The following is a 15,723-nucleotide window of genomic DNA, read 5'->3' as shown; positions in this document are numbered from 1 at the left end:
AGGGTGCCGTCGGTGATTCCGATCGGCTCTGCGGAAACCATAGCCGAGGTCATGCATAAATATGCAGGTTGCTGGGTGTTTTCAAACTGTTGTCATGAACACACGTGGTCCCGACCACTACAGAAGTGGACCGGGACCACGTGAAGCCAGCGGCACATTGAGGTGCCAGGCTCAGATGTCGTAGTACATCTCGAACTCATAGGGGTGCGGACGCATACGCATAGGCGCTACCTCATTGTCCCGCTTGTACTGAATCCAAGTCTCGATCAGATCCGGAGTGAATACTCCGCCCTCGGTCAGGTAGTCGTGGTCCGCCTCCAGGCAGTCCAAGGCGGCCTCAAGATCGTGGGGCAGTTTCTCGATGTCGTGGTACTCCTCAGGCGCCAGTTCGTAAAGGTCTTTGTCGATGGGCTCGCGCGGCTCGATTCGGTTCTTGATGCCATCGATGCCAGCCATCAGCACGGCGGAGAAGGTCAGGTACGGGTTGGACGAAGGGTCGGGCACGCGGTACTCCACCCGCTTGGCCTTAGCAGAGGTCCCAGTGACCGGGATCCGGATGCAGGCGGAGCGGTTGCGGGCCGAATACACCAAGTTCACCGGAGCCTCAAAACCAGGCACTAGACGTCTGTAAGAGTTCACCGATGGGTTGGTAAAGGCCAACAGACTGGGGGCGTGCTTCAAAATGCCGCCGATGTACCAGCGCGCCAGGTCAGAGAGCTGGCCGTAGCCGCGCTCGTCATAGAACAACGGCTTCCCGTCCTTCCACAGGGAGTGGTGGGTGTGCATGCCGGAGCCTGCCTCACCGAAAATCGGTTTGGGCATGAAAGTCGCGGTCTTGCCCTGGCGCCAGGCCTCGTTCTTGACGATGTACTTGAACTTCATCATGTCGTCGCCCGCAGCCAGCAGAGAGGCGAAACGATAGTTGATCTCTTGCTGCCCACCGGTGCCAACCTCGTGGTGGGCGCGCTCGATTTTCAGTCCGGCCTCCAAGCAGCTGCGCACCATGGCGTCGCGGATGTCAGCCATCTGGTCATTGGGGGAGACGGGGAAGTATCCGCCCCGGAATGAGGTCTTGTAGCCCTTGTTGCCGCCCTCCTCTGGGCGAGCGGTGTTCCAAGCTGCCTCAACCGAATCAATGGCGTAGCGCGTGGAGGAGGGGGTGGTCTCGTACTGAATCGAGTCGAAGAGGTAGAACTCCGCCTCAGCGCCGATATAACAGGTGTCCGCGATGCCAGTGGAGCGCAGGTAGGCCTCCGCCTTAGCTGCAATTGAGCGCGGGTCGCGGGAGAACACCTCGTCTGTGAAGGGGTCCACGATCGAGAAGTTGATGATGAGGGTCTTCTCTTTGCGGAAGGGGTCCAGGTAGGCAGTGCTTACGTCCGGGATGAGTTTCATGTCGGACTCGTGGATTGCAGTGAAACCGCGAATTGAGGAGCCGTCAAACATAAGTCCATCGACCAGGGCGTCTTCCCGGAAAGCAGCGGCAGGAATGGTGAAGTGCTGCATTACACCAGGCAGATCACAGAAGCGGACGTCAATCAGCTGAACACCTTCTCTGTCGATGAACTCCAGCGCCTCGCTTGCATCCTTGAACATAGGTTTCTGCCCTCCGTACAACTTCGTCCTACCGGGATGGTCGGCTGCTCCCAGGTTAGTGGGAAAGGCATGACACCCCAGTGCCAGACATGTGTCCGCGATGTTTCCCGGCGTTAGAAAGAAGTGTGGCGCCTCCAGGCCGGCCTGGAGGCGCCACACCAACGGTCTAGGCAGCTCAGCGGCCGCGCAGAGCCCGATGATCTGGACGCACCTTGCTCGGGTCTATGCCCTTAGGGATGGGCAGGCCCTTGGAGTTTAGGGAAGTCAGGCGCTTAGATACCTCAGCCACCTCGGTGTCAGTAAGAGAGGTCGGCTTGGTGGGCAGTTTGCGCATGGTGCGTTCTAGGTCGATCAGGCGGGTCTGGCCTTCTTTAGGGCCAACGAAGATCGTGTGCACCGGGACGTTACGCAGAATGCGCTTAATTTTACGCGCCTCATCCTCAGTGCTGCGGCGTATGCGGTTGACTGGTCCCTCCGCGATCAGCACGACGCCGGGGCGGCCAACTGCCCGCCAGATCACGTCCTGCGTCTTGGGGTCGATAAAGGCCGGATTCTGTTCGATATTCCAGCCTCGTCTGATCTGGTCCAAGACTGCCTTCGCAGCACCGGGAGCGTTCTCAATCTGGGAGTAGGAGGCGCGGCGCACAGCCCAGGACAGCAGGGCCATATCTGCCACCAGGGCAATCATGAGCAGCAGGAACAGCCAGTACCACAGCGGCTGACTGGTGATCACAGACAGCAGAACCGCCAGAATGACGCTCCCTGCCAGGATCCCCAGGAGGGCCCAGCCGATCCAGGGGTAGGTGCGCTTGGAGATGGTGTAGGAGTCCTTCAGGTTGGACGCCAAGCGCGCGACTCGGTTCTTCTTCTTGGGGGCGGGGGCCTCAGTCTTGCTCACATGGCTCAGAATAGACGACTGCGCTGAAGTGCCTGATCTGGGCATCTCATTGGGGGCGCATGCCGATCGATTGGATCAGCACAGCAGCCTCCTGGCGGGCAGTGCTTGACGCTGCCGTCTCCTCCATGCCTGCAGGGATGGGACGGCCTTTGGCACGCATAGCCCGACCCCAAAGCATGCCGGAACGGTAGGAGGAACGAACCATAGGACCGCTCATAACCGCTGGAATACCAGCCTCCTCAGCTAGCTGAGCTAGCTCAATGAACTCCTCGGGCTTTACCCATCGAGCAATCGGGTGGTGCAACTTGGAAGGACGCATGTACTGCGTAATAGTCAGAATGTCGCAGCCAGCAGAGACTAGATCCTTGATCGCTGTCTCCACCTCGTCCCGTGTCTCGCCCATCCCCAGGATCAGGTTGGACTTCGTGAGCACCCCAGCGTCGGCCACCCGCCGCAGCACGCCCAAGGAGCGGTCGTAGGAGAAGGCCGGGCGGATCTTCTTAAAGATTCGCGGGACAGTCTCCAGGTTGTGGGCGTAAACCTCTGGGGCGGAGGAGATGACCTCATCGATGGCAGCGGCGTCGCCCTTGAAATCTGGTACCAGCAGCTCTATCCCACAGCCGGGCGCTTGCAGGTGCACTTGGCGGGCAGTTTCGGCGTAGAGCCAGGCGCCGCCGTCGGATAGATCGTCCCGGGCCACGCCGGTGACGGTGGCATAGCGCAACTGCATCTCCGCCACAGATGCAGCCACGCGGCGGGGCTCATCCTCGTCGTACTCCGTGGGGCGGCCAGTGGCGATATCACAGAAGTCGCAGCGGCGGGTGCAGATCTCACCGGCGATCAGGAAGGAGGCCTCGCGGTCGTTCCAGCACTCGTAGATATTGGGGCAGTTCGCTTCCGCACAGACCGTGTGCAGTTGCTTCTGGCGTACCAGGCCGCGCACCTGCTCATAGGTATCAGTGACGACAGCGCGGGTTTTGAGCCAGGACGGCTTGGACTCGATGGGGGTCTCGGCGTTGCGGGCCTCCACGCGCAGTAGGCGGCGGCTCTCTGATGTGACGGCGTCGGTCACGGGCATCCCTCCATGGTCTGACCCCACCCAGGTGCTGTCCCTGCGTGGCTTTGGCACGAGTCTAGGCCTCAAACAAAGCAGTCTGGGACTGAAGGCCCAGGCAGGCGGGTAGCGGCTACGTGGCCTCAGCCACTATCGGCTGCAAATGCATCTCCAGGGCCGCCAGCAACTGTGGGGCCAGGCCAAGCACTGATAGCTCTCTCCCAGTTTCCACCGCCAGCGAGGTCACCCCCGCATCAGCAATGCCACAAGGAATAATCCGCTCCAGGGAGAAAACCTCTAAGTCCGGGCAAATATTCAGACCGATCCCGTGCATGGTCACACCGCGCGCCACCCGCACGCCCAGCGCACAGACTTTCCGCTCAGGGAGCTGCTCGCCGGTTGGCGCAAGCTTGGGAGGAACCCAAACCCCAGAACGTCCATCCACCCGCATGGTCTCTAGGCCCAAGGAGTCACAGAATGCCATTACTGCCGCCTCCAGTGCCCGCACATAGGCGATCACGTCCAGAGGTGGGCGCAACCGCAGGATCGGGTAGACAGTGAGTTGACCGGGGCCGTGCCAGGTGGTCTTCCCCCCACGGTCCACCTCCACCACCGGAATATGCCCCGGCTCCACAAAGCTGCCCTCCGGTCGCTCCCGGGAACGGGCCCGGCGGCCCACCGTGTAAACCGGCTCATGCTCTAAGGCGATCAGAGTGGCTGGGCGCGTACCTGCCACCACCTCGGAGTGCACCAGGGCTTGCAGTTCCCGGCCTGCGGCATAAGAAACTAGTTCCCGTCCTAGCCGGTGCAACAAGTAATCCACAGGCTCAGCCTAGGCCCCGCGCAGCAGCTAGTTATCCACAGATTTTGGTGCCGCCCGCTCCAGGCCCACTTAGCGTTCCACTATGGAGATATGAACAAAGGCACTGCAGCAGGCATCGCATCGCTGACCCTCGAGCAGGAAGCTGCCCTTGAGGAGCTGGGGTACGTAATCAGCGAGCCAGCAGGCGTAGAAGAGCACTCGCCTCTGAGAGCTTTAGCTCCCGACGGGGAGTCAGTGCTGCTTCGTCTCGTGCAGTTGCCCAAAGGCGCAGACCGGGTGGCTTTGCTGCGTCGCCTCGCTGAGTTAAGGCGGCTGCGACACCCAGGATTGGCACGCCTCTTGAACCTTCATGAGCTTCCGGGCGGGGCCGTGGCCGTCTGCTGGCAGCAGGTTGAGGGGGTTGACCTGGCGATTTTGCTGGGTGCCCGCGGCCGTTTGCGTCGCGATGAGGCCGCCCAGCTCCTAGTCGATCTCGGGACGGCTCTGGCACACCTACACGAACAAGGGCTTGCCCATGGCGATGTCTCCGCAGCCAATACGGTGATTACCCCACAGGGGCATGCGGTGCTAATTGACCTCCTGGGGGAGCCCCAAGAGACTGGCACGGCGCCCTTCGCCGCTCCCGAACGCAGTGCTGGCGTGGCCCCGACTGCAGCCAGTGATGTGCGCGCGCTCGCAGCTCTCGTGGAACAAGCTGTGGCCGCCCAGCGCACGGCACTTGGACATCTGGTCCTGCTGGAAGATGCGCTGAGCGATGACCCGGCTGAGCGGCCGACGGCCCGTGCCTTAGCGGAGCGGGCGCCGCGTCTGGCGGCCCCGGTGCCCATTGAACTGCCGGAGGAAGCAGGCCTGGCGGCAGGGCTACTGCGAGCCTGCGTGCAGTCTCCCACCCGGCGGCGGGCAGGGCGCCGCTGGAGGCCGCGCTTTCGCAAAGGTACTCCCCGTCTGGCAGTCGGGCCTGGTAACAGGAGACCGGCTGAAGCTGGCCCTAAGGCACAGCAGAAAGCTTGGGCGCGGGGGACAGCGGAGGGGCCGCCCGGAAGGCGACGCCGGGGCGCGCATTGCGCCAAGGTCCGTCAGCATGGCAGGGCTAAAGGGATGCGCACTGCCTTCGCAGTGTTTGCTTTGGTGCTCGCTATTGGGGGCGCGCAGTGGCTTCGCTGGCCTTTGGGTCAGCCTTCCGGTGAACTTGCCGCCGCAGCGCCAGCAGTGGCCGAGCTAAGCGCGCCTGCTCCGGCGTCCACCACTGCTAGCACGGCGGAGGCGGTCGCCTCTGAGCTGATATCAGTGGTGTTGGGGCTGGTGCGAGTTCGCGATGCCGCCGTGGAATCTGGTGACGCCGCCGCACTCGCGGCCACTAGCGTCGCTGGCTCACCCGCGGCACAGTCTGACGAGGCGCTTTTGCGGCAGTTGCAAGAGAGCGGGGAAACGGTTTCCGGTCTGCGCACCGAACTCCAAAATGTCAGTGAAGTGCCTTTAACCGGCCTGACCTTAAGTACAGTGCCGCCGGATGGAGCACGGGCAGTGCGAGCCACTCTGCGACAACCGGCCTGTACGCGCTCTGGTGCCGACGGAAGTCGGGTGGTTCCTGCACGGCCTGCGAGGAAGGTAGTGCTGGTGCTAGTTCCCGGACCTTGGCGCGTACAAGAAGTCCTTGCCGGGGAGTAACACCTTTCAGGCCTCAGTGCTGACCGGGCTAGGTCAGTGGAGCAGCATGCTTGAGGGGCCGCACCCAAACGGGTACGACCCCTCAAAGCTCGCTAATGCGGCGTTATCGGCTCAGGAACTCACAGACCGAGTTCGCCGCCAAAGTCGCCGTCCTCAAGCCGCTTCTTGACGGTCATGAGGTAGCGGGCAGCGTCAGCGCCGTCGACCAGACGGTGGTCGTAGGACAGCGCCAGGTAGCAGACGGAACGGATGGCGATGACCTCGTTGCCGTCAGCGTCCTTGATAACGCGGGGCTGCTTGACGATCGTGCCCAAGCCCAGGATTGCGACCTCAGGCTGGTTGATGATCGGGGTGTCAAACAGGGCGCCACCGGAACCGGTGTTGGTGATGGTGAAGGTAGAGCCAGACAGCTCGTCTGGGTTCACCTGGTTGTCACGGGTGCGTGCAGCTAGGTCATTGATGCGCTTGGCCAGGCCGGGAATGTTCAGATCCCCGGCGTGCTTAACCACCGGCACCAGCAGACCACGCGGCGTGTCTACGGCAATACCAACATGCTCGACATCGTGGTAGGTGACCTCTTTGCCGTTGATCGAGGCGTTGAGCTTCGGGTGAGCCTTAAGGGCCTCGGTGGCCGCCTGTACGAAGAAGGGCAAGAAAGTCAGCTTGGTGCCATTCTTGGCCAGGAAGGCGTCCTTGGCGCGGGCGCGCAGGGCGGCAACGCGGGTGACGTCCACCTCTACCACGGTGGTGAGCTGTGCAGAGGTCTGCAAGGAGTCAATCATGCGCTCGGAGATCACCTGACGCAGGCGGCTCATCTTCTGCGTGGTGCCGCGCAATTCGGTGTCTACAGCCGGAGCGGCTTTAGCTGGTGCTGCCGGAGCGACAGGTGCCGCAGCCGCCGGTGAAGCTGTGGCAGCAGCAGCCGCGGCGGCAGCAGCCTCCTCTACATCCTGCTTGCGAATGCGGCCACCAACGCCGGTGCCTTTGAGCGTGGTCAGGTCTACGCCCTTGTCCCTGGCGAGCTTGCGCACGATCGGGGTTACGTAGGCGGCTGCAGCGACGGCAGCGGCAGATGGGGCCTCAGCAGCCGGAGCGGCGTGAGAGGTCGGCGCCGGGGCCTCAGCGGGCGCAGGGGCCGCGGTCGCCTCTGGGGCAGCGGTAGGAACTGCAGCCGGAGCCGGAGTAGCCGGTGCAGCGGCGACTGGTGCGCCAGCGGCGTCGCCAATGATGGCTAGCACCGTACCAACCTCTACGGTCTCGTCTTCGGCGACGCGGATTTCCAAAATGGTGCCGGCGGCGGGGGAGGGGACCTCGGTGTCTACCTTGTCGGTGGCGACCTCCAGCAGAGGCTCGTCGACGGCGACGGTGTCGCCCACGGCCTTGAGCCAGGAGGAGACGGTGCCCTCGGTAACAGACTCGCCCAGAGCGGGCATTTTCACCTCAGTGCCAGTCACCGGGCCCGCAGGTGCGGCAGGAGACACCGGGGTGGGCTCGGCAGCTGCAGGCTCTGGCACGGGGGCTGCGACCTCGGCCGGTGCAGCCGGGGCTGGAACGGAACCAGCTTCAGCGGGGTCACCGATAACCGCCAGAATGGTGCCGACCTCTACGGTTTCGTCTTCGGCGACGCGGATTTCCAAAATGGTGCCGGCGGCGGGGGAGGGGACCTCGGTGTCTACCTTGTCGGTGGCGACCTCCAGCAGAGGCTCGTCGACGGCGACGGTGTCGCCCACGGCCTTGAGCCAGGAGGAGACGGTGCCCTCGGTAACAGACTCGCCCAGAGCGGGCATCAACACGTTCTCAGACATAAAACAACGCTTTCTTTCTTGTGAGTCTTTGGTCAGCCGTGATTGTGCAGCGGCTTGCCGGCAAGCGCCAAGGCGGCCTCACCGAGAGTCTCATTCTGGGTCGGGTGGGCGTGCACCAGGGAGGCGACGTCATTGGCATCTGCCTCCCAGGAGACCATGAGCTGGCCCTCGCCAACCTGCTCACCCATGCGGGTGCCGATGGCGTGGAAGCCGACGATTGGGCCGTCCTTGAGGGCCACTAGTTTAACGAAGCCGGTGGTGCCCAGGATCTGGCTCTTGGCGTTGCCAGCCACATTGAACTCAGAAGTGGTGATGTTGTCAGCGCCATGGAGTTCCTTGGCCTTGGCTTCGGTAAGACCGACAGAGGCGATCTCCGGCTCGCAGAAGGTGACCTTGGGGACGAGCACGTCGTCAACCGGAGTGGGGTTCAGACCGGCGATCTTCTCCGCCACCACAATGCCCTGGGCAAAGCCCCGGTGTGCCAACTGCACGCCGGGGACGATGTCGCCAACAGCCCAGATGCCTTCCACATTGGTGCGGCCGTACTCGTCAGCCAGGACGAAGCCCCGGTCCATAGCAATCCCGGCCTCCTCATAGCCCAGGTTCGCAGTGACCGGGCCACGGCCGACGGCGATAAGCAGCACCTCAGCCTCGAGGGTGCTGCCGTCCTTGGTGTGCACGGTGACGCCGCCGTCGTGGCGGTCTACATGGTCAAACATGGTGTTGGTCTTGAAAGCAATCTTGCGCTTGCGGAAGACTCGCTCCAACTGTTTGGAAATGGCCTCGTCCTCATTGGGTACCAAGCGTGGCAGGCCCTCCACGATGGTCACCTGGCAGCCCATGGAGGCCCAGGCAGAAGCAAACTCGACGCCGATCACGCCACCGCCCAGGATCACTACAGAGGCGGGCACGCGGTCGAGTTCCAGGGCTTCCTCGCTGGTGATAACGGGGCCAGAAATCTCCTGACCGATGGTCTTGGAACAAGAACCGGAGGCCAGTACGACGTTCTTTCCGGTATACCGCTTACCGTCCACCTCGACGGTGTCCTTGGCTACCAGCTTGCCCCAGCCTTGCACGAAGTCGATGCCGCGCGAGGAAACCAAGCCCTGCAGTCCCTTGTACATGCGGGTGATGATGCCGTCCTTATAGGCCTGAACCGCGGGCATGTCGATCCCCTCAAAGGCCGCCTTGATGCCCAGGGTGGAAGCTTCACGGACGGCATCGGCGGTTTCCGCGGCATGCAGCAGCGCCTTGGTGGGGACGCAGCCGCGGTGCAGGCAGGTGCCACCAATCTTGTCTCCTTCGACCAGGGCGACCTTTAGGCCAAGCTGGGCGCCGCGCAGGGCTGCGGCATAGCCGCCGGACCCTGCTCCCAGGATGACCATGTCGTACACGGGTTCAGTCACTGAAAACTCCTCGGGTGTAGATTTCCGGCCCCCAGCGGGTCGGCTCAGCACAGGCTCATTGTTTCACTCAGGCTGCGAGTTAGGGGCCGATCCATGGGTGAGAGGGGGACTACAGTCCCTCTTGCTGTATGAGATCTGCCACTCTGAATGTGTTGTGAGGTGCTTGGTGAGCCGACCCCGAGGGGGTGCCGCTCAACTTGCCTGCGCCGATTTGCAGCAGTCCTCAAGTAGACCCAACAAAGTTGCTACCCCGGCGCCCGTGCCACCCGTGCTGGTCAGACCCCAAGCAGCGCCGTCATTGAAAGCTGGGCCTGCTACATCTAGGTGTGCCCAATCTGTCTGGCCCACGAACTCCCGCAGGAACAAGCCCGCCACCAGCATCCCGCCCCAGCGCGAACCCACGGCGGAATTGCGCAGATCGGCGTAGGGAGAGTCCAGTTTGGAACGCAGGTCCTCAGGCAGTGGCATAGGCCAGGCCGCTTCACCGGCAGCCTGGGCACAAGCCACTACGCGGTCCCGGAGTGACGGCGTGCCCATAACCCCAGTGACCCGCTCGCCCAGGGCAACCAGTTGCGCACCCGTAAGCGTGGCGACGTCCAGCACCATGCTCGGGGACTCGGTGACCGCCTGGGCCAAGGCGTCAGCCATCACCAGGCGTCCCTCCGCATCAGTGTTGGTGATCTCCACAGTGGTGCCATTGACCATGGTGACGATGTCGCTGGGGCGCTGGGCGCTGGAGCCCGGCATATTTTCCGCCAGGGCCAGCCAAGCGGTCACCTTGATCGGCAATTCCAGGCGTGCGGCCGCCCGCACCACCGCGAGGACTGTGGCAGCGCCAGCCATGTCAGATTTCATCTCCGGCATAGAGGCAGGGGGCTTGAGGGACAGACCACCGGAGTCGAAGGTGACGCCTTTGCCAATCAACGCCACGTGCGGGGTGGTGGCATCTGCCTCTGGCGGCACCCAGGCCATACGCACTAGCCGCGGTGGCGTGGGAGAGCCCTGGCCCACACCCACGATCCCGCCAAAGCCTTCAGCTGCCAACTGCGCCTCGTCGCGGATCAGGACTTCGAGGTTTTCCGCCTGGCTCATATCCGCGGCGCGCTGCGCGAAGGTCACAGGGTTCAGGCGGTTTGGGGGTTCATTGACCAGGTCGCGGGTTAGGGCGACGGCGTCTGCCACCACTTGGGCACGCTTCAAGCTGCTCTCGCCGGTAGCCGTGTTGGCCAGAGGACTGAGCACGGTGGCTTTTGCAAGCGGGGCCTTTGCGGGCTTTGAGGCACCAGTCCAGGTGTAGCCACCGAGCAAGGCACCCTCGAGCACGGCCCCTAGGGCCTTGGCAGTGTCTGTAGGCAGCACTAGGCAAGCATCTTGGCAGCCGGTGAGCGCACGGACGCCGCGCCCGGCCAGACGGCGCAGCACCTGGTCGCGAGTTGTTCCCAGCGCGGCGACGTCGCGGCACGGGTCCTGGGCCCGGTCCCAGTCGGAGCCAGCACCCACCACCAGCACGGAGCCGTCAATGCGGCCGCTTTCTGGCAGCAAGGCAGTTGCAGGTAGGCGCAGCACTTCATCAGTGCTGGCCCGGAAACCTAGGCGCGCCAGGAGCTTGCCGGCCTCGGCGGCGTCGAGCCCCGGAAAACCAGCCTCGGGTAGCAGCAGCACCGGGGCGGCCTCGGGGGCCTGAGCAGGCGCAGCCGCCAGGATGATCACTTCGGCAGAGAGGACGGAGTCTTGGTCTGAGGTCATTGCAATCGCAGTCACCCGGCGAATGGTAGCCTCAGCATCTGGTCCGCGTTGCCCTAGCGCGAGCTAAAGCAGGCCCTGTTCCTCACGTACTCAGCGCGAGCACTAAACCGGAGGCACCAGAACATGACAGAGGGACCTAAGGTCTCCACGGTGGCGGATAACCGGCGCCCGGCGCACGGATGGAGCCGCATCCTGGTGGGCGTCTACGCGGTGTTTGGACTTGTGATCACGGGGCCTGCGCTGGTTTCCCTGATTCGTTTCCCAGAGCGTTCCGCAGTGGTGGGGGCCTTGGACCTCATTGGGGGCCTGCTCTACCTGTTGCTGGCTGTTTGCCTGGCCCATAACGGACGCCGCATGCGGATGATCGGCTGGATGACGCTTTCAGCGCTGCTGACTACGGCACTCCTTATCGGTCTGCTGACGCTTGCCGGTATTTCACCTGAGCTTAAAGACAGTGTGTGGTCAGTGGGTGGTCGTCCGCGTGGTTACCTGCCCCTGTTACTTCCGGTGGTTGCCGGAGTGTGGATGTGGCTAAGTGACCCCCGCCGGATCGTGGCCAACGCTGAGCGTATGACCGATCTTTCGGACAGTTTGGCTGAGCGCCGCACCAAAGGGCGCTGAGCTTTTAGTGACTCCGCTGCCGCCACCACTCTCGGGTACGTGAACCAAAGGAACTGCGGGCTTGTGCAGTCTCCAAGGCCTGCCGCTGCTGTTGGTAGAGGCGCTGTACCAGTGAGTCCTTGGTGATCCAACCAACCAACTCAAGCTCTCCCGTGGGCAGAGTTCTAGTGACGGGCAATGCATCTAGCCGGGCTTCTACCATCTTGGCCAGCACCTGTGAGCTGCCAGCCATGAGATCCACGTGCTCACCCGCCAATAGCAGCGAAGTCACCGGTCTGCCGCTACCGCCTTGGAGGGCAGCCACGGCAAGCCCCGTGGCCGAGATACAGCCTAGTAGCTGGCCCAGACTCCGAGCCTCCTCAGGTCGCTGGAGCGTATTAGCTAGACCTGACTGTCCCAATGCGCTTATGTCGGTGGCTGGGGGAGGCGCAATCTTGGCCTCTCCGGCGACAACTGGCAGGCAGCCCGCGCCGGTGCGAGACAGCGCTCGAGCAGTCTCAGCCAGAGTGCTTAATTCATCCAATACGGCAGGCGGGCGGCTCATTAGACGCCAGGCGCGGGTGCGGCCCATCAGGGTGGAGGCCACCGGGTCTTCGACGTCGTCGCCACGACGGCGCAATTCCTCGGTGTAGATCGTCGTACGGGTCAGAAACCGACTGGTCACAGTTGCCAGCGCGATCGCGAGCATAAGGGGCAACAACAAGCTGTACTGGCGGGTCATCTCCACGATCAGCACCACGCCGGTGATCGGTGCGCGAGCTGATCCCGTGAACACCGCTCCCATACCAACTACGCCAAAGACCGCCACCTTGGTCGCTTCACCAGGGGCTAGCACCGTTCCCAGGTACGCGCCCAGCAGGTCGCCAATGAACAGTGAGGGAGCAAAGACGCCGCCCTGGAAGCCCAATGCCAAGGTCGCTGAAGTAGCCAGAATCTTCGCCAGCAGGAGCCCCAGAAGAACGATGGCCCCGTAACGGGCGTCCAGCGCCCGATCTAAAACCGCGCCAGACTCGCCGTACATCTCTGGCACCAAGAGCAGCAGGCCCGCCAGCGGCAGAGCTCCCAGCAATGGCAGCGCCCAGTCCGGTCCAGCCCAAAGCCTGCGCACCAGGAAACGCAGCACCACCGTGGCCCGCGTAAACAAGGTACCGACCACACCACCCAGGACTCCAAGCAGCGCCACCCAACCGAGTTCTAGGTCATCGCTGAGGGTTAGGAAAGGCAAGGACAGGGACAGGGAAGTGCCCAAGAGATGGTGGGAAACCACGGTTGAGGCCACACAGGACACCACCACATAACCAAAAGTTTCCGCCGTGAAGTCCAGAAGAATGACCTCCAGGGCAAAGAAAGCACCAGCCAAAGGAGCATCAAAGGCTGAGGCAATTCCCGCAGCCGTACCGGCTGCGGCCAACACTCGGATCCAGCGTGGAGGTATCCCGAGGCTGCCGCCAACCTTGGAGCCTAAGGCAGCACCTAGCTCAGAGATCGGTCCTTCTGGGCCAACTGAACCACCCGCACCAATGGTCAGCGCAGAGGCAGCGGTGGTGGCTACTGCCGGTGTCAGCCGCATGGTGCCATCCCCATGACGGGAGGACCACATGACCCCGGAGACCCCATGACCGGTGGCGGTACGCCCCAGCAAACGCATTAAAGCGGCTATCAGCAGTGCAGATACCAGCAGGCCCGGTAGCACGAACCAGCGCCCAGTGGCATGCAAAAGACCAACAGACGGCCCCATGGAAAGGGTGTAGTCCTTGGCCCCTGAGAGCAGTTCCGTCCAAGCGTCGATGCCTAGCCTGAAGGCCACGGCCGCCAGCCCGGAAAGCACACCTACCGCCAGCGCCAGGACGATCATCCCGGAGCGGTGGTGGCGGAAGAATGCGAGCAGCATGGCCCGCAGTGTCTTCATTTGCCCAGGTTCTCCACGACGACCGGAGTGAGATCCTCATCGGCTGGGGTGATGCCCCACACCTGGCTGTAGAAGCTCAGCTCAGCCTCCATGGAACGGCGAATATTGGCTGCCAGGCGGAAGCCATGCCCCTCACCGTGGAAGATCTCCAGCGCCACCGGCAAGCCCTTGTCTCGAACGGCCTCGAACATCGCGGTGGCCTGCTCCGCTGGGACGATCGGGTCTTCTGAGCCCTGCAGCATAAGCAGGGGGGCATGGATCTGCTCTACGTGATGCAGCGGGCTGCGTTCGGCGAGCACGGGATCATCCAGGCCTTCGGCTCCCACCAAGGTCTGTACGTAGCGCGACTCGAATTTGTGAGTCGTGCGAGCCAGCAGACTTAGGTCAGTGACGCCGTAACGCGAGGTGGCGGCGGAGAATAGCTCCGTGCGGCTCAAAGCACTGAGCACCGTGAATCCGCCAGCAGATGACCCGCGAATAGCCACCCGCTTGGGGTCCACCAGGCCTTGCGCAATCAGGTGGCGAGCCCCGTCAGCGCAGTCCTCGGCGTCGATAATGCCCCAGTTGCCGTCAAGTTCCTTGCGGTACTGGGAGCCGTAACCAGTCGAGCCGCGATAGTTGACATCGAGCACGGCAAAGCCGCGGGTGGTCCAGTACTGGATACCCAGGTCGTAACCAGGGCGGGCGTTGGCGGTGGGGCCACCGTGGACATTGACCACCAGGGGCGGCAATTCGCCGTCGGGCCCCTCATGAGTGGCGGAGGCCGGCGGATAGTAGAAGCCGTAGGCCCGCTTTCCGTCGCTGGTGGGCCACTCCATCGGTTCTGGCAAGGAAACACCCTCATTCTCAGGGGCAAACTCGCCTGAACCGCGCAGCACCTGCACCTTGCCGCCGCGCACCTCAATAATGGCAGGCAGCGAAGTCTCAGAGCCCGCTAGCATCACGACGCGCCCCAGTGTGGATGAAGCAGCCACATTGCCAATCGGCTGCCAGCCAGTGCTCCATTCTTCAAGCTCACCATTAGCCAGGCGCACCGTTCCTAGATGCCAAATGGCCTTCGCCGCCCAAGAGGTGATCAGGTGATCGCCGTCGAGCACGTCGTAGGAGTGTGGGCCCAGGTTCCAGGCGGGCGTGGAGAAGGTGGCCTCCTTGGGGTGCAAGGGGCGGGTACGCAGCTTGGTGGTCCAACCGGCCTGGTGGGTGCCACGCCGAGGGAAGCCCTCAGTGCGATAAAGGTTCCAGAAACCTGACTCATTAGAGACATGCACCAACTCGCATTCCTCGGTCCAGCGAGGCTCGGCCACGGACACACTGTCACCGCCGGCTACCACAGTCTGCTCACCGATCTGCCCTTCACGGCTCAGATCAGCTACATGCAACTGCGTGGAAGTCCAAGGCATCGCCGGGTGGTTCCAACTGATCCAAGCGAGGTGCTCACCATCCGGGGACAGTGTGGGGGAGGAGACGAAGTCCGTGCCAGACGCGATCGTGACGATGGCGGAGTCATCCCGAGCTGCGGAGCCATCCAAGGGGATGGCCACCAGGGAGTTAACCGGCTCGCCGGGGCCGCGGTGGTCCTCACGCACGGCGTAGACCAAGCCACGGGCCGTGTCGATCTCTAGGTCACCGTGGCGCACATCCCCGAAAACAGTCAATGGCACCAGTCCCCGCAGGCGGTGAGCGACGTCGTAGCGGTACAGACGAGAGTCCCCGGCATGGGAGGTGACGATGATTCCACCGTCGACGGCGTAGGCGCGTCCACCGTACTCATGCACCCGGGTGCGGGTGTCTACCAGTTCATCCGAGGGGGTGAGAGGCAGAACCTCACCTACCTGGCCAGCACCGTCACGGCGCAGCAGCACCTGGCGCCCCGCCTGAGAAGCGCGCTGCTCCACCCAGTAAGTATCGGGCCCATCCACCCGAACCTGTGATAAACGCACGGTCCGGCTGGTGAGCGTGCCTGGAGAAATAGGAGAGGGCCAACTTCCGTACGGTGCCTTCACGCTCATGGTTCCTCCTGTACGGGCCTGGCGGCACTATTGGGTGGCCGCATGCTTCTTGGGGCAAGCCTAAGGCCTTTGCCGTGTGGCGCGGCGCTCGCGGTCACAAGGAAGAGGCAGTGAGCCTATGCTTACTCGATGCCGCCACGCCTTGCCGACGTTGGTGGAAGCAACGACCAGGATTAGCCTGGTCGCAT

General features: G+C 63.2%; 11 protein-coding genes. 2 read left to right on the top strand and 9 right to left on the bottom strand.

The annotated features are described in order from the left end of the window. Window positions 1-171: 171 nt before the first annotated feature. The 4 genes from glnA to lipB form a co-directional block, all read right to left on the bottom strand. A complete protein-coding gene (gene glnA, locus DR039_RS08910; RefSeq protein WP_111837018.1) occupies window positions 172-1,596 on the bottom strand; it encodes a type I glutamate--ammonia ligase in 1,425 nt (474 codons plus the stop codon). A gap of 175 nt (window positions 1,597-1,771) precedes the next feature. After that, the gene (locus DR039_RS08905; protein WP_111837017.1) at window positions 1,772-2,539 is read right to left on the bottom strand and encodes a DUF4191 domain-containing protein; all 768 of its coding nucleotides are present in this window, start codon (window positions 2,537-2,539) and stop codon (window positions 1,772-1,774) included. 1 nt (window position 2,540) lies between these two features. Continuing rightward, window positions 2,541-3,572: a lipoyl synthase gene (gene lipA, locus DR039_RS08900; RefSeq protein ID WP_111837016.1), complete on the bottom strand. Its 1,032-nt coding sequence runs from the start codon at window positions 3,570-3,572 to the stop codon at window positions 2,541-2,543. 109 nt (window positions 3,573-3,681) lie between these two features. Then, complete coding sequence (lipB, locus tag DR039_RS08895) at window positions 3,682-4,371, bottom strand: lipoyl(octanoyl) transferase LipB (protein ID WP_407641286.1); 690 nt, start codon at window positions 4,369-4,371, stop codon at window positions 3,682-3,684. Window positions 4,372-4,461: 90 nt separating this feature from the next. Between lipB and DR039_RS08890 the strand changes: the two genes are divergently transcribed. Continuing rightward, entirely contained in the window at window positions 4,462-6,039 is a 1,578-nt protein-coding gene (locus DR039_RS08890) for a serine/threonine-protein kinase (RefSeq protein ID WP_111837015.1), read from the top strand. A gap of 119 nt (window positions 6,040-6,158) precedes the next feature. Here the strand turns inward: DR039_RS08890 and sucB are convergent, their stop codons facing one another. From sucB to DR039_RS08875, 3 genes are all read right to left on the bottom strand, one after another. Then, window positions 6,159-7,844, bottom strand: a complete 1,686-nt coding sequence (gene sucB, locus DR039_RS08885) for a 2-oxoglutarate dehydrogenase, E2 component, dihydrolipoamide succinyltransferase (protein WP_111837014.1) — start codon at window positions 7,842-7,844, stop codon at window positions 6,159-6,161. A 32-nt stretch (window positions 7,845-7,876) separates the two neighbouring features. Beyond that, window positions 7,877-9,250: a dihydrolipoyl dehydrogenase gene (gene lpdA, locus DR039_RS08880; protein WP_111837013.1), complete on the bottom strand. Its 1,374-nt coding sequence runs from the start codon at window positions 9,248-9,250 to the stop codon at window positions 7,877-7,879. A 192-nt stretch (window positions 9,251-9,442) separates the two neighbouring features. Beyond that, on the bottom strand, window positions 9,443-11,011 hold the full coding sequence (locus DR039_RS08875) for a leucyl aminopeptidase (protein WP_111837012.1): 1,569 nt from the start codon (window positions 11,009-11,011) through the stop codon (window positions 9,443-9,445). A gap of 108 nt (window positions 11,012-11,119) precedes the next feature. Here DR039_RS08875 and DR039_RS08870 point away from each other — a divergent pair, with 108 nt between their 5' ends. Continuing rightward, window positions 11,120-11,617, top strand: a complete 498-nt coding sequence (locus DR039_RS08870; RefSeq protein ID WP_111837011.1) for a hypothetical protein — start codon at window positions 11,120-11,122, stop codon at window positions 11,615-11,617. Window positions 11,618-11,621: 4 nt separating this feature from the next. Here DR039_RS08870 and DR039_RS08865 read toward each other — a convergent pair whose 3' ends face one another. Next, window positions 11,622-13,526 (bottom strand): chloride channel protein, encoded by a 1,905-nt coding sequence (locus DR039_RS08865; RefSeq protein WP_111837010.1) that lies wholly within the window; start codon window positions 13,524-13,526, stop codon window positions 11,622-11,624. After that, window positions 13,523-15,535, bottom strand: a complete 2,013-nt coding sequence (locus tag DR039_RS08860; RefSeq protein ID WP_111837009.1) for a S9 family peptidase — start codon at window positions 15,533-15,535, stop codon at window positions 13,523-13,525. The genes DR039_RS08865 and DR039_RS08860 overlap by 4 nt, the downstream gene beginning before the upstream one ends. Window positions 15,536-15,723: the final 188 nt, after the last annotated feature.

The sequence above is a fragment of the Actinomyces bovis genome (assembly GCF_900444995.1).
GTDB lineage: Bacteria > Actinomycetota > Actinomycetes > Actinomycetales > Actinomycetaceae > Actinomyces > Actinomyces bovis.
Note: the sequence above shows the minus strand (reverse complement) of the source record. Positions and strands in the feature narration are given on the sequence as shown.